18 protein-coding genes are annotated in these 26,568 nt (G+C 62.1%); 17 read left to right on the top strand and 1 reads right to left on the bottom strand.

Annotation, left to right across the window (positions count from 1 at the left end):
* Positions 1-13 precede the first annotated feature (13 nt).
* On the top strand, positions 14-829 hold the full coding sequence (locus tag F3J17_RS16580) for a 2OG-Fe(II) oxygenase (protein ID WP_167060649.1): 816 nt from the start codon (positions 14-16) through the stop codon (positions 827-829).
* Positions 830-860: 31 nt separating this feature from the next.
* Here the strand turns inward: F3J17_RS16580 and F3J17_RS16575 are convergent, their stop codons facing one another.
* The gene (locus tag F3J17_RS16575; RefSeq protein ID WP_167060646.1) at positions 861-1,712 is read right to left on the bottom strand and encodes a symmetrical bis(5'-nucleosyl)-tetraphosphatase; all 852 of its coding nucleotides are present in this window, start codon (positions 1,710-1,712) and stop codon (positions 861-863) included.
* 405 nt (positions 1,713-2,117) lie between these two features.
* Here F3J17_RS16575 and rfbB point away from each other — a divergent pair, with 405 nt between their 5' ends.
* The 16 genes from rfbB (at position 2,118) to F3J17_RS16495 (ending at position 26,566) form a co-directional block, all read left to right on the top strand.
* Positions 2,118-3,179, top strand: coding sequence for a dTDP-glucose 4,6-dehydratase (gene rfbB, locus F3J17_RS16570; protein ID WP_167060643.1), 1,062 nt, complete (start codon positions 2,118-2,120; stop codon positions 3,177-3,179).
* A gap of 12 nt (positions 3,180-3,191) precedes the next feature.
* The gene (rfbA, locus tag F3J17_RS16565; RefSeq protein WP_167060640.1) at positions 3,192-4,085 is read left to right on the top strand and encodes a glucose-1-phosphate thymidylyltransferase RfbA; all 894 of its coding nucleotides are present in this window, start codon (positions 3,192-3,194) and stop codon (positions 4,083-4,085) included.
* The gene (rfbC, locus tag F3J17_RS16560; RefSeq protein ID WP_167060637.1) at positions 4,070-4,621 is read left to right on the top strand and encodes a dTDP-4-dehydrorhamnose 3,5-epimerase; all 552 of its coding nucleotides are present in this window, start codon (positions 4,070-4,072) and stop codon (positions 4,619-4,621) included. The genes rfbA and rfbC overlap by 16 nt, the downstream gene beginning before the upstream one ends.
* Positions 4,622-4,628: 7 nt before the next feature.
* A complete protein-coding gene (gene rfbD / locus F3J17_RS16555) occupies positions 4,629-5,516 on the top strand; it encodes a dTDP-4-dehydrorhamnose reductase (protein ID WP_240161017.1) in 888 nt (295 codons plus the stop codon).
* A 22-nt stretch (positions 5,517-5,538) separates the two neighbouring features.
* Complete coding sequence (locus F3J17_RS16550) at positions 5,539-6,429, top strand: glycosyltransferase family 2 protein (protein ID WP_240161016.1); 891 nt, start codon at positions 5,539-5,541, stop codon at positions 6,427-6,429.
* Between the two features lie 62 nt (positions 6,430-6,491).
* Positions 6,492-7,274 carry an ABC transporter permease gene (locus F3J17_RS16545; protein ID WP_167060628.1) on the top strand — a complete coding sequence of 261 codons (783 nt, stop codon included), beginning with the start codon at positions 6,492-6,494 and terminating at the stop codon, positions 7,272-7,274.
* Positions 7,275-7,284: 10 nt separating this feature from the next.
* The gene (locus F3J17_RS16540; RefSeq protein WP_167060625.1) at positions 7,285-8,040 is read left to right on the top strand and encodes an ABC transporter ATP-binding protein; all 756 of its coding nucleotides are present in this window, start codon (positions 7,285-7,287) and stop codon (positions 8,038-8,040) included.
* Positions 8,040-10,952, top strand: coding sequence for a glycosyltransferase (locus tag F3J17_RS16535; protein WP_167060622.1), 2,913 nt, complete (start codon positions 8,040-8,042; stop codon positions 10,950-10,952). Before F3J17_RS16540 ends, F3J17_RS16535 begins: the two co-directional genes overlap by 1 nt.
* Positions 10,953-11,068: 116 nt before the next feature.
* A complete protein-coding gene (locus tag F3J17_RS16530; RefSeq protein ID WP_167060619.1) occupies positions 11,069-12,766 on the top strand; it encodes a glycosyltransferase in 1,698 nt (565 codons plus the stop codon).
* Between the two features lie 260 nt (positions 12,767-13,026).
* Complete coding sequence (locus tag F3J17_RS16525) at positions 13,027-15,420, top strand: hypothetical protein (RefSeq protein WP_167060617.1); 2,394 nt, start codon at positions 13,027-13,029, stop codon at positions 15,418-15,420.
* 415 nt (positions 15,421-15,835) lie between these two features.
* A complete protein-coding gene (locus F3J17_RS16520) occupies positions 15,836-19,741 on the top strand; it encodes a glycosyltransferase (protein WP_167060614.1) in 3,906 nt (1,301 codons plus the stop codon).
* Between the two features lie 140 nt (positions 19,742-19,881).
* Positions 19,882-20,916 (top strand): GDP-mannose 4,6-dehydratase, encoded by a 1,035-nt coding sequence (gene gmd / locus F3J17_RS16515; protein ID WP_167060611.1) that lies wholly within the window; start codon positions 19,882-19,884, stop codon positions 20,914-20,916.
* Positions 20,916-21,815 carry an NAD-dependent epimerase/dehydratase family protein gene (locus F3J17_RS16510; protein WP_167060608.1) on the top strand — a complete coding sequence of 300 codons (900 nt, stop codon included), beginning with the start codon at positions 20,916-20,918 and terminating at the stop codon, positions 21,813-21,815. The genes gmd and F3J17_RS16510 overlap by 1 nt, the downstream gene beginning before the upstream one ends.
* Positions 21,816-21,879: 64 nt before the next feature.
* The gene (locus tag F3J17_RS16505) at positions 21,880-23,817 is read left to right on the top strand and encodes an HAD family hydrolase (RefSeq protein WP_167060605.1); all 1,938 of its coding nucleotides are present in this window, start codon (positions 21,880-21,882) and stop codon (positions 23,815-23,817) included.
* 111 nt (positions 23,818-23,928) lie between these two features.
* Positions 23,929-25,377: a mannose-1-phosphate guanylyltransferase/mannose-6-phosphate isomerase gene (locus F3J17_RS16500; RefSeq protein ID WP_167060602.1), complete on the top strand. Its 1,449-nt coding sequence runs from the start codon at positions 23,929-23,931 to the stop codon at positions 25,375-25,377.
* Positions 25,378-25,531: 154 nt separating this feature from the next.
* Positions 25,532-26,566 (top strand): glycosyltransferase family 2 protein, encoded by a 1,035-nt coding sequence (locus F3J17_RS16495; protein WP_167061167.1) that lies wholly within the window; start codon positions 25,532-25,534, stop codon positions 26,564-26,566.
* Positions 26,567-26,568: the final 2 nt, after the last annotated feature.

The following is a 26,568-nucleotide window of genomic DNA, read 5'->3' as shown; positions in this document are numbered from 1 at the left end:
CAGGACAGTCATCATGGATCGTACAGAACTGGGCGCACTGATCGCGGCGCGTCTCGAAACTGAACTCGCGCGGCTGCGCGAACAATGGACGCAGACCGCGCCCATCCAGCATTTCCATATCGACGATGTGTTGCCGGACGCGATTGCCCGCGAGATCCGTGCGGGCTTTCCCGATGCGTCGAAGATGATGCTGCGCAAGAGCCTGCGCGAACTCAAGTATGTCTCCGCGCAGATGGACACGCATGCGCCGCTGCTCGAAGAGATCATCTTTGCGTTTCAGGCGCCGCGCGTGGTCGAACTTGTCAAGGAGATCACGGGGCTGCGCTCGCTGTATCCGGACGAACATCTGTACGCGGGCGGCATCTCGATGATGGGGCCGGGACACTTCCTGAACCCCCACCTCGACAATTCGCACGACAAGGATCGCGAGCACTATCGCGTGCTCAATCTGCTCTACTACGTGTCGCCCGACTGGTCGCTGGAGAAGGGCGGCAACCTCGAGGTGTGGCCGCAGGGCACCAAGGCGGAATCGACCACCATCGTGAGCCGTTTCAACCGCCTGGCCGTGATGGTGACGAACCAGCACTCATGGCATTCGGTGTCGAAGAACGTGAGCGATGAGCAGCGTTGCTGCGTGTCGAACTACTACTTTTCCGATCACCCGGTTGGCGACGACGATTACTTTCATCCGACGTCGTTTCGCGGCCGTCCCGATCAGCCCGTGCGCGATGTGGTGCTGCAGGCCGACGCCGCGGCGCGTGGTTTCGTGCGCCGGGTCTTCCCGAAGGGCGTGAAAGCCACGACGCACGTCTACAACAAGAAGCGCTGATCCGCTCTGATCCCGCTGGTCGCGCGAGGCCTCAGGCCGAAACCGCGCGACAGTTCGGGCAGGGGACCTGGGTGAGGATGCGCTGGTAAGGATCGCTGGCGAGGCTCACCGCCGACAGCCGCTCGCCCCAGACGCAGCCTGAGTCCAGACCGATCAGGTTCTTTCGCAAGGTAAGTCCAAGCGCCGCCCAATGGCCGAACACCACCGTGATGTCGGCGGTCTTGCGGGTCGGCACGTCGAACCACGGCATATAACCCGGCGGCGCGGAATCGAGGCCGCCGCTGGTCGTAAAATCCATGACGCCGTCTTCATTGCAAAAGCGCATGCGCGTTAGCGCGCTGCACGTCAGGCGCAGCCGGTCGATCCCCTTGAGATCCGTCGACCAGCGGCTCGGCTCGTTGCCATAGAGGCCAGCGAGCGTCTCTTTCCAGTTGTCGCGGCGCAGGGCCTGCTGTAGTTCGTGCGCGAGTTCCAGTGTCAGATCGACATCCCACTGCGGCAACACGCCCGCGTGCACCATCAGCATGCCGCGCTCGTAATGCGCGATCGGACGATGGCGCACCCAATACAGCAGATCTTCAGCGTCAGGCGCGGCGAGGATCGCGTCGATGGTGTCGCCCTTTTTCGACTTGCGGATGCCTGCGGACACGGACAGCAGGTGCAGGTCGTGATTGCCGAGTACGGCCACGCCGCGTTCGCCGAGTGCGATCACCTCGCGCAGCGTTTCAAGCGATGCCGGGCCGCGATTGATGAGATCGCCGGCAAACCAAAGGGGCGTATCGGAGGAGGGCGCGGCCTTGGCGAGCAGCTCCCGGAACGGGGTGAGACAACCCTGGAGGTCGCCGAAAGCGAGTGGCGGCGGGAACGGCGCTTGCTTGGTCATTGAATCTGAATCAGTTGCAGTAGTCTGCAATAGGTTGGCGGGGTGCCGAGGCAAGGGAGTGACGGTATCACAGGAAAACGATTGTCGCGTGATGCTGGATTGAGATCGGGATCACGATTAAACGAGATCGACAGTAATTCCGCTGGAGTAAGAGTAAGGCTCGAAAAGAAATAAAATAACTTTGTCAAGCTGTTTCAAGATGTTAGCGGTATGGTTTTCGTGCGGTCTGTCCGTATAATTGACACGATAAAACCAGAGCTAGAAGAGTATGCTCCGCGGATAAAGTGCTGCATTTTTCTCGCAAAAAATCCACTTTTACAGCATCCTTTCGTGCGTTTGGCTGCCGGGGGCCTTTGGGTTAGATGGCCAGGCGCACTACCTTCACACGCCTACAAAAGGAATTCCATGATCCTGGTAACGGGCGGTGCCGGCTTTATCGGCGCCAACTTTGTGCTTGACTGGTTCCGTCAATCTGACGAAGCCGTTCTGAACGTAGACAAGCTGACCTACGCGGGCAATCTTGGAACGTTGCAATCGCTGCAGGACAACCCGAAGCACGTCTTCGCGCGCGTAGACATCTGCGACCGTGCCGCGCTCGACGCGCTGTTCGCCGAACACAAGCCGCGCGCCGTGCTGCACTTTGCCGCAGAAAGCCACGTCGATCGCTCGATTCACGGTCCGGCGGACTTTGTTCAGACCAATGTGGTCGGCACGTTCACGCTGCTCGAAGCCGCGCGCCAGTACTGGAATACCTTGCCGGAGGCCGAAAAGACTGCCTTCCGCTTCCTGCACGTCTCGACCGACGAAGTGTTCGGCTCGCTGTCGGCAACCGATCCGCAGTTCTCGGAAACCACGCCGTACGCGCCGAACAGCCCGTACTCGGCGACCAAGGCCGGCTCCGATCATCTCGTGCGGGCGTATCACCATACGTATGGCCTGCCGGTCCTCACGACCAACTGCTCGAACAACTACGGTCCGTACCAGTTCCCCGAAAAGCTCATCCCGCTGATGATCGCCAATGCGCTCGCGGGCAAGCCGCTGCCGGTGTATGGCGACGGCCAGAACGTGCGCGACTGGCTCTACGTGGGCGACCACTGCAGCGCGATCCGCGAAGTGCTCGCGCGCGGCAAGAGCGGTGAGACGTATAACGTCGGCGGCTGGAACGAGAAGAAGAATCTGGAAGTCGTGCACACGCTGTGTGACCTGCTCGACACGCTGCGCCCGAAGGCCACGGGTTCGTACCGCGACCAGATCACCTACGTGACGGATCGCCCCGGCCATGACCGCCGCTATGCGATCGACGCGCGCAAGCTCGAACGCGAACTGGGCTGGAAGCCGGCTGAGACCTTCGAAACGGGTCTGGCGAAGACGGTGCAGTGGTACCTGGACAACCAGGCATGGGCCGACGAAGTCGCTTCGGGCGAGTATCGCAAGTGGGTCGAAACCAACTACGCGCAGCGTACGTAAAGGCAGGGCCAAATGGCACGCAAAGGCATTATTCTCGCCGGCGGTTCCGGCACGCGGCTCTATCCGATCACTCATGCGGTGTCGAAGCAGCTGCTGCCCGTGTACGACAAGCCGATGATCTACTACCCGCTGTCGACGCTGATGATCGCGGGCATTCGCGACGTGCTCATCATCTCGACGCCGCAGGACACGCCGCGCTTCGAGTCGATGCTCGGCGACGGCAGCCAGTGGGGCATGAACATCCAGTACGCGGTCCAGCCGTCCCCGGACGGCCTCGCGCAGGCGTTCATCATCGGCAAGGAATTCGTTGGCAATGATCCGTCGGCGCTGATTCTTGGCGACAACATTTTCTACGGCCACGATCTTGCGAAGCAGCTCGAGCGCGCGACCGCGCAGGAATCGGGCGCGACGGTGTTCGCTTACCACGTGCAGGATCCCGAACGTTACGGCGTGGTCGAGTTCGATAAAGGCTTCCGTGCGCTGTCGATCGAAGAAAAGCCTGTGCAACCGCGTTCGAACTACGCGGTCACGGGTCTGTACTTCTACGACAACCGCGTGTGCGATATCGCGGCGGACATCAAGCCGTCGCCGCGCGGTGAGCTGGAGATCACGGACGTGAACTCGCGCTATCTCGCCGATGGCGCGCTCAACGTCGAGATCATGGGTCGCGGTTTCGCATGGCTGGACACCGGCACGCACGATTCGCTGATCGAGGCGGCGACGTTTATTGCGACGCTGCAGAAACGTCAAGGCCTCGTGGTCGCATGCCCCGAGGAAATCGCGTATCGACGTCAATGGATTGACGCGGAACAACTGCAGAAGCTCGCTGCACCGCTCTCGAAGAACGGTTACGGCAAGTATTTGTTGAACATTCTTACGGATCAGGTCGCATGGCCATCACGGTAACGGCAACGGCGCTGCCGGAAGTCAAGATCATCGAGCCGAAGGTGTTCGGCGACGCGCGCGGCTACTTCTACGAAAGCTTCAACGGCCGCGAATTCGCGGAACTGGTGGAGCCGGGCGTGGAATTCGTGCAGGACAACCATTCGCGTTCGGCGAAGGGCGTGCTGCGCGGTCTGCACTATCAGATCCAGCATGCGCAGGGCAAGCTCGTGCGCGTGGTGGAGGGTGAAGTGTTCGACGTGGCCGTCGATATCCGCAAGAGCTCGCCGAACTTCGGCAAGTGGGTCGGCGTGCATCTGTCGACGGAAAACCATCGGCAATTGTGGGTGCCGCCCGGTTTTGCGCATGGCTTTGTCGTGCTGTCGGAATCGGCGCAATTCCTCTACAAGACGACCGATTACTGGTATCCGGAGCACGAGCGCAGCCTCGTGTGGAACGATCCGACCGTCGGCATCGAATGGCCGATCGACTTCGAGCCGCTGTTGGCCGCCAAGGATGCGGCGGGCAAGAAGCTGGCCGAAGCCGATGTGTTTGCGTGAGGGCGTGATGGATTCCACCATTCTCGTAACGGGCGTTAGCGGGCAGGTTGGGTATGAGTTGCTGCGTACGCTGCAAGGGCTTGGGCGTGTGGTTGGGCTTGATCGTGCTGCGCTCGACTTGAGCGATCTCGACCGCGTGCGCGCGGTCGTGCGCGAGCTCAAGCCTTCGATCATCGTCAATCCGGCGGCCTACACCGCTGTCGATAAGGCGGAAACGGACGAAGCCGCGGCGCGACGCCTGAACGCCGAAGCGCCGGCTGTGCTGGCGGAAGAGGCGGCGCGCTGCGGCGCGGCGCTGATCCACTATTCGACGGATTACGTGTTCGACGGCACGAAGGACGGCGCCTATGCCGAAGACGACGCAACGAATCCGCAGAACGTCTACGGCAAGACCAAGCTCGAAGGCGAGCAGGCGATCGCGGCGAGCGGCTGCGCGCATCTGGTGCTGCGTACGAGCTGGGTGTACGGGCGTCGCGGCAAGAATTTTCTGCTGACGATGCTCAAGCTCGGCGCGGAACGTCCGGAGCTGCGCGTCGTGGCCGACCAGATCGGCGCGCCGACGTGGTCGAATTCGATCGCGACGGTGACGGCACATATCGTCGCGCAGGGCCTTGCTGTCCAGCGTGGCGGCGATGCGAACTGGTGGCGCGAGCGCTCGGGTGTCTATCATTTCAGCGCGACGGGCGAGACTTCGTGGCACGGTTTCGCCGAAGCAATTTTCGACATCGCGATGGGTGAGAAAGCGCCGAAGGTGCTGCCGATTCCGGCCAGCGACTATCCGGTGCCGGCAAAGCGGCCAGCGAATTCGCGGATGGCGGCGGATAAGCTGGCGCGCACGTTTGGGGTCCAGTTGCCGGAATGGCAGGATGCATTGCGGCTTTGTCTCGGTGACTGAGCGTATGTCACCGCAGGGCGCGATGCCCGGCAACGCCGGCGCCGTCGTTGTTTTCTACCGGCCGGACGTGGCGTGCATCGAGCGCGCCAATCGGCTTGCCGCGTCTGTGACGTGCGTGGTCGTCGACAACACGGATGCGCTGCCGGAGCAGCGCCCGGCGGGCCTCGACGCGCGCATCACCTATATCGGCAACGGTCGCAATCTGGGTATCGCGACCGCTATCAACCAGGGCGTGGACGCGCTGATCGGGCAGGGTATCGCTTACGCGATGCTGTTCGACCAGGATAGCGAACCCGCGCCCGCGCTGCTGGCCGCATTGCCCAGGGCGCTGGTCGAAGAGGTTGCGCGCGACAGTCGGATCGCACTGGTCGGACCGGCTTACGACGACGTTCGTCTGGGCGGCGTCGTGCCGTTCGTGCGCTTTGGCTTCTTCAAGCTCCAGCGCATCATGCCAAGCGGTACGCGTCCAATCGAAGTCGACTTCCTGATTACATCGGGCTCCTGCATCAATCTGGCGCTCTGGCGTGATATCGGCCCGATGGACGATTCCTTGTTCATCGATTTTGTCGATCTCGAATGGTGTGCGCGTGCGCGTGCGCGCGGTTATTCCGTGCTCGGGCTGCCACAGTGGCATATGGCGCACGAACTCGGCGGCGAACCCGTGCGTATTTTCGGGCGCATCTATCCCGGCCATAGCGCGGTGCGCCACTACTACATGTTCCGCAATGCGATCGCGTTGATCCGCCGAGGCTATATTCCGTGGAGCTGGAAGTCGACGGAGATCGTGAAGCTGCCGGTTCGGCTCGCCATCTACGGCCTGTTCATGGTGCCGCGCCGCGAACATGTCCGGCTCTCGTTGCTTGGCATATGGCACGGGCTGACCGGTAGAACCGGGGCCTTGCAGCGAGGCTGACCGCCCTTCGCGACGCGCAACTACCCTAATAAACGCTTAACTTTCCCACAACGCTCGCAGACATGTTTAATCTCGCAATCGCCGACCTGATACAAAGCGTCACGTCATGGCGCCTATGGACGCTGCTCGGCTGGCTCGAAGTGCGTCAACGCTACGCGCGCTCGCGCGTCGGGCCGTTTTGGCTCACGATCAGTATGGGCGTGATTATCGGCTCGATCGGTGTCGTGTACGGCACGCTGTTTGGGCAGCAGATGAGCGAATACCTGCCGTTTCTCGCGGCGAGCCTCGTCATGTGGAACGCCTTTGCGCAGATGGTGCAGGAAGGCAGCGTCGCGTATATCAACAGCGGCATGTATATCCGTCAGGCTGCCACGCCCAAGCTGCTGTTCGAATTGCAGGTGATCTGGCGCAATCTGACGGTGTTGGCACACAACTTCGTCATCGTGATCTTGCTGCTCGTGATATTCGGCGTGAAGAGCTGGGCAGCGCTGCCGCTGTTCATTCCGGGTCTCATCGTCTACGTGCTCAACGCACTGTGGATTGCGATGCTTGCCGGTTTGCTCTCGGCGCGGTTCCGCGATCTGCCGCAGATCATTTCGGCGTTGACCCAGATTGCGTTCTACGTGACGCCCGTGATCTATCGCCCGACCTCGCTCAAGCGCTTTTCCTTCATTGTCGAATGGAACCCGCTCGCCTATCTGCTCGACGTGGTGCGTGGACCGCTGATTGGCCAACCGCCGTCCCTCCTGACCTGGGGCGTGACCATTGGCATGCTGCTGGTCGGCTGGCCGATCGCGCTGCTGATGACCGGACGTTATCTGAAGCGAATTCCGTATTGGGTGTAAGGAACAGGACATGGCATTTATCGAACTTAAGGGCGCAACGCTGGATCTGCCCATCTATGACGTCCAGGGCCGCTCGCTCAAACGGCAGGTTATGCGCATGGGGCGCCGCAACACCATCGCCGAGGACAACGACGGCGTGGTTGTCGTGCGCGCGCTCGACAGCGTCGATCTGCGTCTGGAAAAGGGCGATCGTGTGGGCCTGATCGGCCAGAACGGCGCGGGTAAATCGACTCTGCTGCGAATGATGTCGGGCATTTACTCGCCCACGAGCGGCACGATCGAATCGTCGGGCAAGGTGGTGCCGCTGCTCGATATCAGCCTCGGCATGGACGAGAACTCGACGGGCCTGCAGAACATTCGCCTGCGCGGCCTGCTGCTCGGCATGTCCGATGCGGAAATCCGCGCGAAGCAGGAGGAAATCGCGGAGTTCTGCGAGCTGGGCGATTACCTCGACCTACCGATCCGTACGTATTCGAGCGGGATGCGCGTGCGTCTCGCGTTTGCCGTCTCGACGGCGGTCGAAGCGGAAATCCTGCTGCTCGACGAAGTCATGGGCGTGGGCGACGCCGTGTTCATGCACAAAGCCGAGCAACGACTTGCCGATCTGCATGGGCGATCCGAAATCGTTGTGCTGGCCATGCACTCGAACACCGAAATCCGTCGCGTCTGCAACAAGGCGCTTTGGATGGAGCGTGGACGTGTGCGCGCATTCGGACCGGTGGAAGAGGTGGTATCGGCTTACGAAGCACACGTAGGTGGGATGTGATGAGTGACGAGGTGACGCGCGGCGGCGCTGGCGCATCGGGCGAGAGCGTGGAGCAGCGTCTTGCCCGCTCCGAAGGCGAACTGGCGGCAGCGCGCCGTGCGCTCGAAGCGAGCGAAGGCGAATTGGCGTTGGTGCGCGAAGCGCTGGAGCGTGCGCGTCAGGTCGAGCACGACACCGAACAGGAGTGCCGGGCGCTGCAGGAACGGCTTGACGCGGCGAACGACGATCTCGAGCAGGAAGCCGAAGCACTGCGCATCGCCCACGATGACGTACGGCGTATCAAGGCCGAAGTGCAGGCGTTGCTCGGCTCGACTTCGTGGCGCCTGATGGCGCCCATGCGTCTCGCGATCACGACGTTCCGCACACCGCGCGCCATTGTGGTGCAGGCGAAGCAGGTAAGCGGTACGCTGCGCTACGCAATAGGCCAATATGGCCTGGCGGGAACGTTTCGCAAGGCGATGGCCGCAGCACGTCGTCGCGGCATTACCGGTCTGCTTGGCAGCAACGCGCCAGGCGGTGGTCTGAAGCCGGTCCTTAAGCTGCCGCAGGCTTTGCCCGCACGCGACAGGCTTGCGTTGCGGGTGCTGATCATCGGCGAGATGAGCATTCCCCAATGCCGCAAATATCGCGTCACGCAAAAGCAGCAGATGATTCTGCAACGAGGTATCGACTGCACGGTTGCGAACTGGACAGAGTTTGAACATTGCCGCAGCCTGCTCCAGACTCACTCGGTAGTCTTCTTCTACCGGGTGCCTGGATTCCCCGAACCGCTGCGTCTTATCGAAGAAGCAAGGGCGCTTGGCTTGCCGACTTTCTGGGAAGTCGACGATCTGATCTTCGATGCGCAGGAATATTCGGGCAATTCCAATCTTGCTGATCTCAACGAAGAAACGAGACGCGGTGTTCTGGACGGTGTCGCTCTTTATCGAAAGGCAATGCTTGCCTGCGACGCCGGCATCGCATCGACGGTCGGTCTGGCAGACGCGATGCGTCGCGCCGGTTTGCGCGACGTTCATGTGGTCGAGAATGCGCTTGACAAGGAAACACAGCGCGTCGCCCGCAAGATCACTACTCAGCCGCGCCGACGCGATGGCATCGTTCGCATCGTCTACGGTTCGGGCACGAAAACGCACGACGCCGATTTCCGCGTTGCCGCGCCGGCCATCAAGCGAGTAATGAAAGAGCGGCCCGACGTGCATCTCGTGGTGGTCGGCGAGCTCAATCTGCCGCCCGATTACCTCGACATCCAGGCGCAGATCGAGCGTCTACCGCTGTCGGACTATCCGACGTATCTGAAGCGTCTGGCCTCGTGCGACATCAGCATCGCGCCGCTTGAGGACAGCGTTTTCAACGACGCGAAATCGAATATCAAATTTCTCGAAGCGTCGATCGTTCGCCTGCCGTCTGTGTGTTCGCCGAGCGCGGCCTTCCGCACTGCAATCCGCCATGGCGAGACGGGCTACCTGGCCGCCGACTCAGCGGCGTGGGAAGCATCGCTGCTTGCGCTAGTGGACGATGCTGCGCTGCGCGAATCGATGGCGAACGCCGCTTACGCGTACGTCAACCAGCACTATGCGCCCAACGCTGTGGCGCAAGAACAGGTCGAGCCGATTCTCGAACCCTTCAAGCTGAAGCGTCGCAAAATGCGAGTTCTGGCGGTCAACATCTATTTCGAACCGCGCAGCTTCGGTGGTGCGACGGTCGTCGCCGAAGAGATCGCGCGACGTTTGAACCAGCGCGAAGACATCGAATACGCGATGTTTACGTCGCTGCCCACGAGCGATGTTCCTGGCTATCGACTGACGCGTTATGGCGCGGCGGGCGGCGACGCGTTTGGCATGGGCCTGCCGCACGAACCCAATCCAAACTTTGAGTTCGAGAATCCGAATTCGGTTGCGGCGTTCGCGGATGCCGTGAGCGCGCTGCGTCCCGACGTCGTGCACCTGCATAGCATTCAGGGCATCGGAGCACAGATCGCCGAGGTGTGTCTGCGCGAGCGTATTCCGTTTGTTGTGACGCTGCACGATGCGTGGTGGATCTGCGGTCGGCAGTTCATGATCACGGGCGACAACCAGTACTGCTATCAGCGCAAGATCGACTTGAACGTTTGCGCGACCTGCGTGGACGATGCGAGCCGCAATACCTACCGGCAGTTCAGGTTGCGCGAAATCCTGCTTTCAGCGTCGCGTCTGGTCGCGCCGAGCGCATTCTTCAAGGATCTCTACGCGCAGAATGGTTTTGACGCCGGCAAGATTGTCGTGAACAAGAACGGTATACGTGCGCCGCAACGTGACATCCGCCGCGAGCCGCCTGGTGGCAGGCCGCTACGCTTCGGTTATGTCGGCGGCGAAACGCAGATCAAGGGGGCGCCGCTGATTCGCAAGGCGCTGCGTAGCCTGAGCTACAACAATTACGAACTCCATGTCGTCGACAATGTGCTCAATCTTGGTCGGCACTCGATCGATGCACGTCTGTGGGCGATCCCGGGCGTGCTCAAGATCCAGCCGGCGTACACACAAGAAACGATCGATAGCTTCTTCGCGAACATCGACGTGCTGCTGTTTCCGACACAGTGGAAGGAAAGCTTCGGCCTGACCGTGCGCGAGGCGCTGATCCGCGATGTCTGGGTGATCGCAACCGACGCGGGCGGCGTAATCGAGGACATCGTCCCCGGCGAGAACGGCGACATCATTCCGCTCGACGACGACGGCACCGAACTGGCCGCAGCAATTGCACGGCTGCTCGCTAATCCGCAGCGACTCGACGGCTATCGCAACGCGCACAAGGGCATGATCCGTCTGTTCGAAGAACAGGCTGTCGAGCTCCACGCGCTTTTTGGCGAAGTGGTCGCAGAAGCGAAAGCGGCCAACGCGGCGCACGACGCGGACCGTGCCCACATGAACGGCGCTTGATGGCTGCGCCCGGTGATCTACTGGCCGGCGCCCGTGCGCGGGTTGCTGCGTACGGCGGCGCGCGTGGCGCACTACGCGCCGTTGCCGCAGTGATCCGACGTGAAGGCTGGCGCGGAATGCTCGGCAAGCTTACGCGAGGGGCGCAGCAGCAGAGCCAGTACGCGCGCTGGATCGAAGAGCATGACTCGCCGACAACAGATGAGCTGGCGCGCTTTGCCCGGACGATTCTGGGCCTCACGCGCACGCCGCTCATTTCGATCGTCGTGCCGGTCTATAACACGCCGGCAGCGTGCCTGACGGAAATGATCGAGTCAGTGCTCGCGCAGATCTATCCGAACTGGGAGCTCTGCATCGCGGATGATGCGTCGACTGCACCGCATGTGCGCGAAATTCTCGCTGCCTACGCCCATCGCGATGCTCGAGTGCGCGTGCTGCACCGCCCGCAGAACGGGCACATCTGTGCAGCCAGCAATAGTGCGCTCGGTCTCGCGAGGGGCGAGTTCATTGCGTTGCTCGATCACGACGATCTGCTAGCCCCGCATGCGTTGGCAATGGTCGTCAAATATCTGAACGACAATTCCGGAGCGCGACTTCTTTATAGCGACGAAGACAAGGTTTCCTCTGACGGCCGACGCAGCACGCCGTACTTCAAAGCCGGATGGGACCCCGAACTTATTCTCCAACGCAACGTGTTTTCACATCTTGGCGTGTTCGAGAGCGCGCTTGTGCGTACGGTCGGCGGCTTCCGGGAAGGATTCGAGGGCAGCCAGGATCACGATCTGGTGTTGCGCTGCGTGCGCGCAGCAGGCGACGCTTGCGTCGTGCATATTCCGCACGTGCTGTATCACTGGCGTGCGATCGAAGGCAGTACGGCGTTAAATGCGGGCGAAAAGTCCTATGCCGTCGATGCTGGCGTGCGCGCCGTGCGCGAGCTGCTTGCGGGTACGGCTCCAGGGGCGGAGGTATTAGAGCCGTCCCTGCAACGCCCGTTCGTGCAAGTGCGCTACGCATTACCGGAGCCCGCGCCGACGGTCCAGGCAATCCTTCGCGTGCCGGATCAAGGGGAAGCGTCAGGTGCGTTGCTGCGCATGATATTTGCGCAGGCGCCTTCGTTGTTCGCTCATGTGACGCTGGTTGGCCGCAACGCGCAGGCGAATCTTGCGCGCGTACAGGCGCAGGCCTTTGCCCAGGCCGGCGATATCGTGTTCGACGCGCAACCGGACGTGAGCGCTGCGCTACGCGCGAGCGAGACGACCTGTGTATGTCTGCTCGACGCGCACATTAACGCATTCGACGAGGGCTGGCTGGAGGCGCTCGTGTGCCATGCGATGCGACCGGAGATCGGCCTGGTGGGTCCCAGGCTGGGCCGCGAGGATGGCGCGTGGTTTCAGGCGGGGCTAGTCGCAACTTCGCGGCATCACGCCGTCGCGGCGCGCAGCGGCGCGACCCGTGAGGACTTCGGCTACTTCGGAGTGAATCAGCTCACGCGCTCGGTTACGGCGTTGCCGCTCGATTGTGTGGTGGCGCGCCGCGCAGTCTTGACGGCGGTTGCCCCGCTGGCCGGCGCGCAAAATGCTGGTGCGGCGGTCGAACTCGCAGGCGCGATCGCGGATCTCGGGTTAAGGCATATCGTGGTCGCCGGGACCACCGTGACAAGCGGTGACGGCGCCATCGCCGAACACACTTCGGGGGAGCAGGGGCAGGCAGAGGTATCAGCTTTTCGCGATTTCGCCTACAGCCCTCATCTTGCCCTCGATCGGCAAGCTGCCACATTCGACATTGCTGCGAGGCCCCGCATCGGCGCTTTAGACTAGCAAGGCAATGTAAGTAAAGTCGGGTAATACAGCAGGAACTGCCGCCGCATTGCGCAATGGCACTGTGGAACAATAGCGCGCTCACGAAGCCAGCGCACGGACAAGGACGTTTACAGGTGATTAATCAGACTACGCACGACGCAGGGGCGTCAGAGCGCGCGGAGCATTCGGCAATATCGTCTGGATGGCGCGATATCGCCATCTGTGCCGCTCTGATCGCGGGCTTCGCTCTGCTTATCGTGGGGCTGGCCCGTAATCACATGTGGACGCAGGCCCACGGTCAACTCGCCGATGGTCTGCTCACCAACATCGGCTTGCTCGCGGCGCTGTGCGCGGCGGTGGGCGTTGCCGCGCTGGTCGCGCGTCGCTGGTCGCGTCATCTGCTGGCGGGCGCGTTCGGTGCGGCGCTGCTAGTCGCATTCGGCTGGAGCGCGCTGCTGTGGATGGGCATTGCGTTCGTGAGCTTTGCTGTGCTCGGCGAGAAAATGCTGGGCGGAGCGGGGCTGGGTTCGCTGAGCCTGCGCGCCAGCGTCGGCGCCGCACTCTATGTGCTGCTGCTGGGACTGCTCGTGCATTTTCGCGTCAACACGCCAGCTAGCTACGGTGCGCTTCTGTTCCTGCCCTGGCTCTTGCGTGGTGCATGGCGAGACGTGATCGCCGCATGCCGCCGTGTTGCGCAGACACTGCCCTGTACGAGCGTCGCCGAAATTGCGGTTGCCACGCTTCTGCTCTTTATCGTCGCGCTTCATCTGACGGGGGCCGGATTGCCTGAGCGTTACGCCGATGGCGTGCTCTATCATGTCGTCCTCGCCCAGACCGTGGCACGTCTCGGCTATTGGCCCGCTGACTTCCATCTGCTTGTCTGGGCGCTCATGCCCGCAGGCACCGACTGGCTTTTCAGCCTCGGCAACATGATGGCGGACGAACCGGGCGCCAAGGCGATGTCGTTCCTCGTCTTCCTGCTGCTGGCCGGCAATCTTTATGCGGTGTCGCGGCGCGTCGGCGCACGGCCGGCGGCCGCGCTGCTGGTCGTCGCGTTGTTTGCGTCCACGCCGCTTGCCTTCATTGAGACCACCGCGCTTTTCATCGAGCATGGCCTCGCGCTGTTCATGTTCGCCGCGCTGGCGGCGCTGCTGGCAACTGAGGCTCGGCCCGAGCGTCGCGTACTCGCGTGCGTGGTGCTGCTGTCGGCTGGCATGGCGAGCAAACTGCACGCCTTTGCGGTGGCGGGCCCGCTGGGCCTCGTGGCGTTGTGGATCGTCTTCACGCAGGTGCAGGGCGCGCGTCGGCGGGCCGTGACGATCGCGCTCGGCCTGCTGGCGCTCGTGGTGGGCTGCGAGCCGTATATCTACGCCTACGCGGTGACGCACAACCCGGTGTACCCATTCTTCAACGCGGTCTTTCATTCGCCGTTCTATCCTCCGACGAATTTCGTTGATAGCCGCTGGGTTCAGCCGCCTCCTTACGATCTGTTCTATCACCTGACGTTCCATACTGAGCGCTCCGGCGAATTTCGCAACGGTGCGTTCGGCTTCCAGATGCTCGCGCTTTTGCTGGCGGCTCTGGCGGCGGCCTGTCTCGTGTCACGCAAGGCATTGGCGGCGCTCGCACTTGGGCTGCTGTATGTGTTCGCTATCTCGAAGGGCTCGACTTACGCGCGCTACCTCTACCCTGGCATTCCGCTGGTCATGGTCGGCATGGCCGCGCTGCTCGCAAGCGATCGCACGCTCGTTCGCTATGTGCCGGGACGCTGGCTGCGACGTCTGGCAGCGTTCGGAATGGTGGTCTTGATCGCGCTGAATCTGGCTTTTTTTAGCACTGCTGGATGGCCTTTGTCACAGAACTTCTGGAGCGGATTGTTCAACGCCCAGAAGTGGCGCGACACGCGCGGCGAAGCGCTGGCGCAACTGGCCCTGAACGAGCGGGTGAGCGGCGATGGCCTGCCTGCCCCACGCGAACTGCTTTTTAGCGATGCCGTTCCGGCGGGTCTGAATGGCGTCCCGCTCACGGTCAACTGGTACAACGGCACGCTGGTGAAGCGTTTCGTGGATGCACATAGCGTGGCGGACGTCGCCCGTATCGTGCGCGACTACGGTGCGACGCATGCGAGTTTCCGCCTCGAGCCCAATGGCTACGGCTACGATCAACAACTCGTGGCGCGCGCGCTGGCTGAACTGGGTGATCCGATTGAGCGACGCGGTAATCTGATCCTCTACCGGTTGTACCCCGACGTCTGGCTTGGCCCCAACCTGCTGGCCGAGGGAGCGCTTGCGTCCGGCGAGCGCGTATGGCAGCCGGGCGGTGACATCGCATGGTCGACGGGTGGCGGCGCGCGCCTTGGCGCGGGCGCAAGCCTCCAGCAGGCGAGTGTGGCGCCGCTCAAAGCCGGCTATCTGCATCGGCTCACCGTCAACATGCGCTGCACGAGCGTGACGGAAAACCTGCATGCCGCCGTCATTCTGGATAATCCCACCGGAGGTCCAGCCGTGCGTTTCGACGATTTCCCGCCGTGCGACGCGCTTGGCGATGTGACCCGCACGCTGGACTTCGTGACCCCGGACTACTCGGCGACAGCCCATGTGATCGTCGATAACGCAACGGCGGTTTTCTTAGGCGCAACCTTGCGCGAAGGCTATCCGGTCGCCGAATATTAATTTGGGGTGCGAACATGGCGAATTGACCGTAAGTCCGGTCATTTGTCATGCATATTGACCCGGGATGTTGGCGTCTTCGATTGTCCTTTTCGGGCGGTTGCGCAGGGTAGGTGCGTATAGTAGGATCGGCTGCAATTATTACCCGCATTACTTTGAAGCCAGTTTGTAATCCTTCCGTTTTCCGGCCAATTCGGCACACCCGGTGCGACCGGATTCGTCGCTTGTCGAACTTCCAATCCGCAATAGCTATGCGCGCTCAACTCGCTTGATGTCCAGCTTGGCGCAACGGTGCTGGTTTCGGAGAGGACGACGCCGCGGCGTGGTCAGGTGACCCCCTGAAGTTTCTGTGCGCGGCGTTTCGTTATTTCGCCGGCAGGCGTGATGGCTTGCCGGCGTCGATTGGGAATCTGAATTCATGCAAGAGAAAATGCCGCACGAGATCGAGAAGGCCTCTGAAATCCTCGATGCTTCAAAGCCGCCGTCTGGCGTTGCGCAGACCGACGACCGAGGCAGGCAGGCCTTGCTGGAAATCGAGCGCGACTACCTGCTTTCCCGACTCGCGCGCATGAGCGTGCTCGAGCAGAAAGTCGATACCTTGCATGGCGAACTCGCGTCGCGCAACGAGGCGCGTGCCGCGCAGCAAGCCGAGATTGCCCGCCGCAATTCGGAGATCGGCGCTTTGGCGATGCGCCTGGCGCGAGCCCAGGGCGACGTTCAGGCTGCTCGCGATGGTATGAGCGATGTGCGGGCGGCGTTGGCGCGCGCCGAAGCGCAGGCGCATCATGAACATGGCATGGCACTGCAGTTCCTGTCCGAACGCGATGCTGTCCTGTCTTCCCGCATGTGGCGCGCGACCGGACCGCTGCGGCGCGGCGCAAGCATGCTGAGTGCGGATCAACGCGCTCTCGCCCGCAAATTCGCCAAATTGGTCTATTGGGCAATCACACCGCATCGCATGGGTGCGCGGCTGCGTTTCATGCGCGAGCGCGACCGTCTCATCGCGCTCGAGGCACAAAGCCAGACTCACACTGCCGCAGCGCTGCCGCAGGCCGCCGCGCAGCAACCTGCGCGTGTGCAGGTCGGGCGCGCGCCGATCAACTGGTTCTTCGTGGGCGACACGCTGGACTGGCTCAAGACACACGATCAACTGACGGGTGTCGGCAAAGTCACCACGGAGCTCTTTTTCGCGTCGTTCGATCCGGCCGCGCAGTCGCGCGTATTGCCGTGTGTGCTGGGCGATACGCCGACGGGCCTCGCAAGCGTTTCGCCCGAAGATACGGCGGCGCTGCTCGCGCAAAAGCTCGGCGCGCGTTCGCAGCCGGCTGGCAAGACGCAGGATGCGTCGGCATGGAAAGAGCTTTCGCCTGCTCCCGGCGACGATGTGTTCTTTACTGGTGTAGTCTGGAATCCTGACTATGCGCGGCTTTTCGAGCGTCTGGCGGCGCAGGGTGTCGGTGTTAATACGTTCCTCTACGACATCATTCCGATCGAGCATCCCGAACTCGTCGGTGAGCGCCATTACACGCTGTTCGTCGAGTGGCTCACGTCCGCGGTGACGGTGGCAAAGACGATTTCGGTGTCGAGCCAGTCGATTCGCGAAAAGCTGTTGCGCTGGGCAACGCTTGCGAATGTGCGCGTCAACGCGCAGATCACGATTGTCCACTTCGGTGCGAACGAAGTAGGCGAAGCCGCTTCCGCGCAGGTGCTCGCGGCGGATGCCGCCACCGCTCGTGTTGCGTTGCCGGCGTTCGTGCTGAGCGTCGGCACGATCGACAAGCGCAAGAATCAGGCGCTGCTCGCGCGGCTCTGGGTGCGCCTGTGCGACGAACTGGGCGCGCAGCGCGTTCCTCAACTCGTACTGGTGGGACGCGACGACGTGGGTATCGCCTCGCTTGGGGAAGGCGTTGCCGCGCTGGTGGACAGCGCAAAGATCGTCGTGCTTCAGGGTCTGTCCGACGCGCATCTGGCAGGCCTTTATCAACAGTGTCTCTTCACGGCGTTTCCGTCGCTCAGCGAAGGCTACGGCCTGCCTGTCGCGGAAAGCCTGATGTACGGCAAGGTCTGCGTGTCTTCGGATCTCGAATGCATTCGAGAGCACGCGGGCGATCTGCCTTGGTACTTCCGTCGTGGCGATGAGGACGATGCCCTGCGCGCCCTGCGCGAGGCGATCGGCGACGAAGCGGCGCGGCGCGATGGCGAGCGCCGCATTGCCAGCGAATATCGCTCGCAAACCTGGCTCGAAAGTTTCGAGGCCGTGGTCGGTGCCGCAGCACAGCGGCCTGTCGTGCCCGTTGCGGCATCGCGTCCCGCTGCGGTGGCATTTCCGGGCGCGGAACCGGTCAACATGAGCGAAGCGCTGGAAAAGGCTGCCCAGTGGTGCACGGCTGACAAGCCGGACGTTTCGATCCTCGTGATCAACTGGAATGCCGGGCCGCTCACGCTCGAATGCGTGCGACAACTCTGGGCCAACACCGAAGGCCTGCGTTACGAGATCGTGATCGTCGATAACGGCAGCGACGAAGCCAATCTCGCGCCGGTGCGCAATATCGGTCCGGGCGTGCGACTGCTCGAACTCGGCAAGAATCGCTTCTTTGGCGAAGCCAACAATATCGCGGCGGAAGCGGCCACTGGGCGCTATCTCTGCCTGCTGAACAACGATGCATTCGTGCGTTCGGGTTGGCTCACGGCCATGATCGGCGCACTGGAAAGCGACGCGCGCATCGGCGCAGTCGGCCCGTTGTTCCTCTACCCGAACGGGATCATCCAGGAAGCGGGCGGCATGATCGACGAGAAGGGGTATCCGGTGCGTTTCGGCCGCGGCGAAACCCAGTCGCATAGCGAGTTCTTCGTGCCGCGCGAGGTCGATTACGTGTCTGCGGCGGCGTGTGTCATGCCGCGCGATTTGTTTATGGAGATCGGTGGTTTCGATCTGGCCTACGAGCCTGCTTACTACGAAGACGCCGATCTGTGCTTCAAGGTCCGCGCGATGGGTCGCGTCGTCCATTATTGTCCCGACGCGCGCGTCGTGCACATCGAAGGCGCCGCGGCGAATCACAACCCTGCCGCTGAGGCACGTCGCAACGCATTGGGCGATCTTAACCGGGACAAGTTCGTTTCGCGCTGGGGCCGTTTCCTGAAGAGCCGCAACGAAGCGGACGCCATTGCTGTGCGCGAGCGCTTCATTCCGCCGGTTGTCGCTGCCCGCCCCCGCAAGGACAAGACCGCAGTCATCTTCACGCCGTACGCGCTAACGCCGGGCGGTGGCGAGCGTTACATCCTGACCATGGCTGCGGTACTGTCCGAGGACTACGCGGTGACGCTGGTCACGCCGCATCCCTACAGTAATTTGCGGCTGCATAGCTTCGAATGCGAGTTCGGCATCGATCTCTCTTCGTGCGTGCTGATGACCGCAGGCGAATTCGCCTATGCGCCCAACCCCGATCTGATGATCACAATGGGCAACCACATCGCGCCGCCCACCGAGGCGCGGGGCGCGCGCAGCCTGTTCCTGTGCCAGTTCCCGTTCCGTTTGCCCGAAGCGGAGCGCAAGGTGAGCCCGGCTGCGCTCGATGGCTACGCCGCGATCATCGCGTACTCCGACTACGCGAAGTCCCATATCTTCGCCGCATTGAGCGCTTATCAACTTCCGCAGCGTCCGATCGAAGTGGTGCATCCGCCGGTGCAACCGGTGCCGGGCACGGCGCTGCAAAAGAAGACGATGATCCTGAGCGTCGGACGGTTCTTCATCGGCGCGCACAGCAAGCGCCACGATCTGATGATCGAGGCGTTCCGCACGCTGCACGCGCGTATGGGGGGCGCCGTCGAACTGCATCTTGCAGGGTCGTCAATGCCCGAACCCGCGCATATGGATTATCTGCAGCGTTTGCGCGATGCCGCGCAAGGTTTACCGGTGCATTTCCACGTGAATGTGTCGGCCGAAGAACTGGAAGCGCTGTATCGCGATTCGGCGATTTACTGGCACGGCGCCGGGCTTGAAACGGATCTCGATTCGCATCCGGAACGAGCTGAGCACTTTGGCATGACCGTCGTGGAGGCGATGTCGGCGGGCTGCGTGCCGCTCGCATTCAACTCGGGCGGTCCGCGTGAGATCATCGAAGACGGTGTGAGCGGGCTGCTCTACGGCTCGCTGGAAAGTCTCGTAGCGATGACGTCCGAACTGCTCACGCCGCAACGCACGGTCGTGCGCGAACAGATGGGGGCGCGTGCAGCGCAGCGGGCGGGCGAGTTCTCGCTCGAGCGTTTCGCAGGGCGGGTGCGCGCACTCGCGGCGGCGTCGGTCCAATCCGATCTGCGGAACTGAGATCGATTGTTTCAGACGTAACGACTCGCTTCAGCTATTGAAACAATCTGGCAAGTTGTGCTGATAATACCGTTTGGTCTCGCAATAGTTCGCGGGCAATTGCGCAAGTAATCTCGCAGTACACAAAAGGGTGGAATTTCGTGAAATCGGCAATCATTACTGGCATCACCGGTCAAGACGGCGCGTATCTCGCCGAGCAACTGCTGGAGAAGGGCTACACCGTATTCGGCACCTATCGTCGGACGAGTTCGGTGAACTTCTGGCGGATCGAGGAGCTTGGCATTGCCCGCCACCCGAACCTGCGCCTCGTCGAACATGATCTGCTGGACGCAGGCAGTTGCATTCGTCTGATCGAAAAGGCCAAGCCCGACGAAGTCTATAACCTCGCGGCGCAAAGCTTCGTTGGCGTCTCGTTCGAGCAGCCTGCTTTGACGGCGCAAGTCACGGGTGTCGGCGCGCTGAACCTGCTCGAGGCAATTCGCATCGTCAATCCGAAGGTGCGCTTTTATCAGGCCAGCACGTCGGAAATGTTCGGCAAGGTGCAGGCGATTCCTCAAACGGAATCGACGCCGTTCTATCCGCGCAGTCCTTACGGCGTGGCCAAGCTTTATGCGCACTGGATCACGGTGAACTATCGCGAAAGCTACGATCTGTTCGCGTCGAGCGGCATTCTGTTCAACCACGAGTCGCCGCTGCGTGGGCGCGAGTTCGTCACCCGCAAGATCACGGACACGCTTGCGAAGATCAGCCTCGGTCAGCTCGACGTGCTCGAACTGGGCAATCTCGACGCGCGTCGCGACTGGGGTTACGCGAAGGAATATGTCGATGGTATGTGGCGCATGCTGCAGGCCGATCACTCGGACACCTACGTGCTCGCCACCAACCGGACCGAGACCGTGCGCGATTTCGTCAATGCCGCAGCAACCTGTCTCGGTTTCGACCTCGAGTGGCAAGGCCAGGCCGAAGGCGAAACCGGGCGTGACCGCAAGAGCGGCAAAACCATCGTGCGCATCAATCCCGCGTTTTACCGCCCGGCTGAAGTCGATCTGCTGATCGGCGATCCGCAGAAGGCGCGCGACGAACTGGGCTGGGCGCCGCAGACTTCGCTCGAAGCGCTGTGCCAGATGATGGTGGAAGCGGATCTCGAGCGTAACAAGAAGGGGATGTCCTTTTAATGGCCACCGTCCTGATCACCGGGGCTGACGGCTTCACGGGACGCTACGTCGCCGACGCTATGCGCGCGCGCGGGCATCACGTTGTGGGTCTCGTGCGGCGCGAGCCCGCATCGGGCGCCGACGTCTATGGCTGCGATCTGCTGCAGCGTGCGCGGCTTGGCAAGGTGATCGACCGCGTGCGCCCCGATTGGGTCGTGCATCTTGCGGCCATCGCGTTTGTAGGGCACGGTGATCCGGGCGAGATGTACGCGACTAACGTGATTGGTACGCGCAATCTGCTCGAAGCGCTTGATGCGTGTGAAAAGAAGCCTTCGGCTGTATTGCTGGCCAGTAGTGCGAACATTTACGGCGCGGGTCAATCGGGCCTGCCGATTGCGGAAGATGCGCCGTTTCATCCGGCCAACGACTATGCAGTGAGCAAGGTCGCGCTGGAGTATATGTCGCAGCTCTGGCACGACCGACTGCCCATCTTTACGGTTCGGCCGTTCAACTACATTGGCGTCGGTCAATCCACCAGCTTTCTGGTTGCGAAGATCGCGGATCACTTCCGGCGGCGCGCCAGCGTGATCGAACTCGGCAACCTCGACGTGGCGCGCGACTTTTCCGATGTGCGCTGGGTTTCCGACGTCTATTGCCGGTTGCTCGAAGCTGCTCCGGTGGGCGAGGTCTTCAACGTCTGTTCTGGTCAGCCCGTGACGCTCATGCATCTGATCGAAACGATGTCCCGCATCACCGGACACGAGATCGACGTGCAGGTCAATCCTGCTTTCGTGCGCCCGCACGAGGTGAAGTCGCAATGCGGCGACAACCGCAAGCTGTTGACCGCTATTGGCCAACTGGATGCGCCGCCTCTCTTCGATACGCTGGAGTGGCTGCTGTCGTCTGGTCAGCCGGCCTGAACGTGAGGGACCGGCGCGCGCTCGAAACGCGCGCCCGGCCCGCTGCTTTGTACGAAGGGGTTTCATGAATGGTATGAGTGGGCTGTTTGATCAACAGCTTCGTGCGCTGCTGGGTGACGATGCGTATCGCGTTGCCGCACCCGCGCTGGTGCATTCGCATGCACAGGCCTGCGCCCTGATCGATGCGGCGACTGTCGTGTCCTTCGATTTTTTCGATACGCTCGTATCGCGCCTCGCTTCGGACCCCGAAGCGGTGCAGCGGTACGTGGGCCGTCTCCTGCAGGATAAACACGGTCGCGGCGACGATTTCCTCGCGATCCGCAAACATGCCGAAGCGATGGCGCGTGCTCGCAACGCGAACGCCGGCGATGTCGGTATCGACACGATCTATGCGCAGATGGGGGGCGACCGCTGCTGGACCCCGGATCTGGTGAGCGATGCGCGCAGTCTCGAGTTGCAGGTCGAGCACGACATGCTCGTTGCCCGCGCCGACGTCGTCGCGTTGATGCGTTATGCGAAGCAAGCAGGGAAGCGCGTCATTGTTGTCAGCGACAGCTACTTCGGCCGTGACTTTTTCCAGCGCGTGATGACGACGCTCGGGATGGCGCAGTGGGTGGACGCACTGTACATCTCCTGCGAGCGTGCTGCCCGCAAGGATTCAGGAATTCTCTGGGATTGCGTCCTGGAGGGAGAGCGGGTCGAACCCGCGCAGCTCCAGCATTTCGGCGATAACCTGCACTCCGACATCGGCATGGCTGGCACTCGCGGTATTCGCGCCGCATGGTTGCTGCCTTCGCGTCTGTCCTATGCCTTGCAGGGTGGTCATTTGCCGATCGAGAGTGACTGGCGCGACCATCTCCTGCTCGGGCCGGTGATTGCCCGCCTGGGCGCGAGCCCGTGGCGCGTGCAGCACGGGGTGACGGGCATTCAGTTCGACGATGCGAATGATCTGGGCTATGCGCTGTATGGCCCGATTCTGTTCGGCTTTATCGCGTGGCTGCTTGCCAATCCTGCGCTCAAGGCTGCTTCGACGCTCTACTTCTTCGCGCGCGAAGGCTACTTTTTGAGCCGTCTGTACGATCACGTCCGTGATGTTGCGGGGCTGGACGCGCTGCCGAAGAGCGAATATCTGCAGGTCTCGCGGCGGCTTGCGTTAATGGCCGCCCAAGCGCAGGAGTTCGATCCGTCCCAGGTGATTGGCAAGGGGGGATTTCGCGGCACGATCGCCGAATTCATCTCGGTGCGACTGGGCATTGAAGCGCAGGCGGCGGCGCTCGAACCGGAGGTCGCCGAAGCACTGACGCGTGAGATCGAACTGCCCGACGATAGTGCTTCGCTCGCGAAGGTGCTCACTTTGCTCGAACCGCAGATCCGCGGGCAGGCGCGTGCCGAACTGGATGCGTTTCGCACCTATGCGCGTCAGGTGGGTTTTGCGCAGGACAAGGCGACGACATTCGTCGATATCGGCTATTCGGGCACTATCCAGCATGCGCTTCAACGCGTATTCGAACGGCCGCTGATTGGCCTGTACATGGTGACGGCGCCGAACGCCGCGCAGGTCCGCGATGAAGGTGGGCTGGCTTTCGGGTGTTTCCAGGATGCGCTCTATCACGACATGCGCCCAGAGCGCTTCATGCATTACACCGTGCTCCTGGAAGCGCTGCTGACCGCACCGCATGGACAGGTCGTGCGCTTTCGCGTGCAGCCCGACGGCGAAGCCGTGCCCGAGTTCGCGCCCGAAGGTGTAGCGCAGCGGCGATTCGGCCAGCTGGAAGCGATTTACGCCGGCGCCCAGCGTTATGTCGACGATCTGCTGGCGCTGGGTGGCGCAAGCATGCTCGCAGTGGGGGCTGAGGCTCACGCGCCGCTGATGATGCTGGCGGCAAAGGCGTTCGACGGCGGCGTGACGATTGGCGATGCGTTGCTGGCTGGGCTTTCGATGGAAGACCGCTATTCGGGTAACGGCGAGGTGGCGCTCGCAGACCGGCTGCATGGCGCGTGAGCGCGGCGTGATCGGCCAGGCAGGTCCTCCTCCGATGCGTCGGGGGGGCAGTTTGAAATCCGCTAGAATCGTCGTGCACGCCTGCGGCACTGCGATTCCTGAGAGACACACATGAATATCGTTCCAGTCATTATTTGCGGTGGCGCGGGCACACGGTTGTGGCCGGTTTCGCGCGAGGCTTTTCCCAAGCCCCTGCTCAAGCTCGCAGACGGTCAGAGCCTGCTCGAGAAGACCTTCCGGCGCGCCGCGAACCTCGCTAGCAGCCGCGAAGTCGTGATCGTCACGAATCGCGAGACCTATTTCCTGACCAAGGACGAGTGCGTTGGCGCTCGCGCGGATGTCGCGGAATTGGGTTTCGTGCTCGAGCCGGTTGGCCGCAATACGGCCGCGGCAATCGGGGCGGCGGCGCGCGTCGTGCGCGACGAGCATGGCGGCGATGCGCTCATGCTCGTTATGCCGGCGGATCAATTGATCGAAGACGAGGCCGCCTTTGCGGCAGCGGTGGAGCACGCAGCCGTCGCCGCAGCCGCGGGTCGGCTGGTGACGTTTGGTATCCGCCCGACGTCGCCTGAAACCGGCTACGGCTATATCGAATATGACGTGAGGCCGCTTCCCGTCAGCGACCGTGTTCACGACGTGGTGCGGTTCGTCGAAAAGCCCCAGCTCGACGTGGCGCAACAGCTCGTCGCGGATGGGCAGCATCTCTGGAACGCGGGTATTTTCTGTTTCGCGGCCGACACCATGATTGCCGAACTTGAGCGCCATGCGCCAGGGGTGGCGCAGGCAGTCGCGGGCGCTGTCGAAAGTGGCGCAATGAGCCGCTCGGACGACGGTTTCACGATCGAACTGGGTGCGCAGGCATTCGCGCAGGCAGAAGATATTTCGATCGACTACGCCGTCATGGAGCGTTCGGACAACGTCAATGTGGTGCCTTGCGAGATGGGCTGGACCGACATCGGCTCCTGGCGCGCCATCAGCGAGCTCACTGCCCCAGACGAGCGGGGCAATCGCCTGCACGGCCGCGTCGAATTGCACGACGCCGACAACTGTTTCGTGCGCGGCGACGAGCGGCTCGTGGGGCTGGTGGGCGTGAGCGATGTGATTGTGGTCGATACGCCGGATGCACTGCTCGTTGCGGCGCGCGATCGTGCACAGGACGTGAAACAGATCGTCGCGAAGCTCAAGCGCAACAACGACGAAACGTACCGTTTGCACCGCACGGTGCATCGCCCGTGGGGGATGTACACGGTGCTCGAAGAAGGGCATCGGTACAAGATGAAACGCATCGTGGTGAAGCCGAAGGCTTCGCTTTCGTTGCAGATGCATCATCACCGCAGCGAGCACTGGATCGTCGTGAGCGGCTGCGCGGACATCGTCAACGGCGACAACGTCATCTCCCTGCAGCCCAATGAATCGAGTTTCATCCCGGCTGGGCACAAGCACCGCCTGATGAATCCGGGCGTGGTGGACCTCGTCCTGATTGAGGTTCAATGCGGCGACTATCTCGGCGAGGACGATATCGTCCGCTTCGAGGATGTCTATGGCCGCGTGCCTGCCTAGCCGCGTCCACACGAGTTGTGCCGACCGCGTGCGCCCTGTAGAGTGAGAAGCCGTTTGAAAGGCTGAGGCGTCGCTGATTCGGCGGTTCGATTCATATCTGTGCGGTGTAGCGCCGCGCTGTTCTTTGCAACCTGGTTTACTGGACCTGATCGTGCTGACCAAGCCTGTCTCGATTGCTGTCGTCGTCCCTTCGTACAAGGTCAAGGACCATATCCTGCCGTTGATCGACAAGATCGGCCCTGAAGTCACGGCCATCTACGTCGTCGACGATTGCTGTCCAGTGCAAAGCGGCGACTTCGTCGAGGCGAACTGTCGCGATCCTCGCGTACGGGTAGTTCGCCATACGGTAAATCAAGGTGTGGGCGGCGCAGTCATGACGGGCTACGCGCATGCCATCGAAGGCGGTGCGGACATCATCGTGAAGCTCGATGGTGACGGCCAGATGGATCCGGATCTGCTGCCGCAATTCGTGCTGCCCATCATCGAGGGCTGGGCCGACTATACAAAGGGCAACCGCTTCTACGATCTCACCCATATTGTGCGTATGCCGGCGGTGCGGCTGTTCGGTAATGCCGGCCTGTCGTTCATGACGAAGATTTCCACCGGATACTGGAACATTTTCGATCCGACCAACGGCTACACGGCGATCAGCGCACGCGTTGCCGCGCATCTGCCATTCGACAAGATTGCCCGGCGCTACTTTTTCGAGACGGACATGCTGTTCCGGCTCAACACGCTGCGCGCCGTGGTAGTGGACGTGCCGATGGACGCGTTCTACGGCGACGAGGAATCGAATCTCAAGGTTTCCAAAGTATTGTTCGAGTTCTCCGCGAAGCATGCCGTCAATTTCGGCAAGCGGATCTTCTACAACTATTTCCTGCGCGACATGACGGCCGCCACGTTCGAGCTCGTGCTCGGCGTCCTGCTTTTACTGTTCGGAATCGGCTTTGGCGCGTGGCATTGGGGCGAATCCGCCATGCATGGCGTCGCAACGCCGCTTGGTACGATCATGCTGGCCGCGCTGCCTGTGCTGATCGGGCTGCAACTTTTGCTGGGCTTTCTCAATTTCGATGTCGCGAGCGTGCCCACTCGTCCCATGAGCCGCTTTCTGCCTGCCGATGCAGCGCACGCGCGCAACGTGCTGCGCGGCCCCGCAAAGCAGGCCGATACACGCGATACGGCTATTTGACC

It is taken from the genome of Burkholderia sp. Ax-1719 (assembly GCF_011753055.1).
Classification (GTDB): Bacteria; Pseudomonadota; Gammaproteobacteria; order Burkholderiales; family Burkholderiaceae; genus Paraburkholderia.
The sequence above is the reverse complement of the archived record's forward strand: the minus strand, read 5'-3'. Positions and strand labels throughout refer to the sequence as shown.

Coding starts and splice junctions, on each gene's coding strand:
- F3J17_RS16545 (WP_167060628.1), top strand. CDS start 6,492: ATGTTTAATCTCGCAATCGCCGACCTGATACAAAGCGTCACGTCATGG.
- rfbB (WP_167060643.1), top strand. CDS start 2,118: ATGATCCTGGTAACGGGCGGTGCCGGCTTTATCGGCGCCAACTTTGTG.
- rfbC (WP_167060637.1), top strand. CDS start 4,070: ATGGCCATCACGGTAACGGCAACGGCGCTGCCGGAAGTCAAGATCATC.
- F3J17_RS16505 (WP_167060605.1), top strand. CDS start 21,880: ATGAATGGTATGAGTGGGCTGTTTGATCAACAGCTTCGTGCGCTGCTG.
- rfbD (WP_240161017.1), top strand. CDS start 4,629: ATGGATTCCACCATTCTCGTAACGGGCGTTAGCGGGCAGGTTGGGTAT.
- F3J17_RS16540 (WP_167060625.1), top strand. CDS start 7,285: ATGGCATTTATCGAACTTAAGGGCGCAACGCTGGATCTGCCCATCTAT.
- F3J17_RS16580 (WP_167060649.1), top strand. CDS start 14: ATGGATCGTACAGAACTGGGCGCACTGATCGCGGCGCGTCTCGAAACT.
- F3J17_RS16525 (WP_167060617.1), top strand. CDS start 13,027: ATGTGGACGCAGGCCCACGGTCAACTCGCCGATGGTCTGCTCACCAAC.
- F3J17_RS16550 (WP_240161016.1), top strand. CDS start 5,539: ATGCCCGGCAACGCCGGCGCCGTCGTTGTTTTCTACCGGCCGGACGTG.
- rfbA (WP_167060640.1), top strand. CDS start 3,192: ATGGCACGCAAAGGCATTATTCTCGCCGGCGGTTCCGGCACGCGGCTC.
- F3J17_RS16520 (WP_167060614.1), top strand. CDS start 15,836: ATGCAAGAGAAAATGCCGCACGAGATCGAGAAGGCCTCTGAAATCCTC.
- F3J17_RS16535 (WP_167060622.1), top strand. CDS start 8,040: ATGAGTGACGAGGTGACGCGCGGCGGCGCTGGCGCATCGGGCGAGAGC.
- F3J17_RS16500 (WP_167060602.1), top strand. CDS start 23,929: ATGAATATCGTTCCAGTCATTATTTGCGGTGGCGCGGGCACACGGTTG.
- F3J17_RS16510 (WP_167060608.1), top strand. CDS start 20,916: ATGGCCACCGTCCTGATCACCGGGGCTGACGGCTTCACGGGACGCTAC.
- F3J17_RS16575 (WP_167060646.1), bottom strand. CDS start 1,712: ATGACCAAGCAAGCGCCGTTCCCGCCGCCACTCGCTTTCGGCGACCTC.
- F3J17_RS16530 (WP_167060619.1), top strand. CDS start 11,069: ATGCTCGGCAAGCTTACGCGAGGGGCGCAGCAGCAGAGCCAGTACGCG.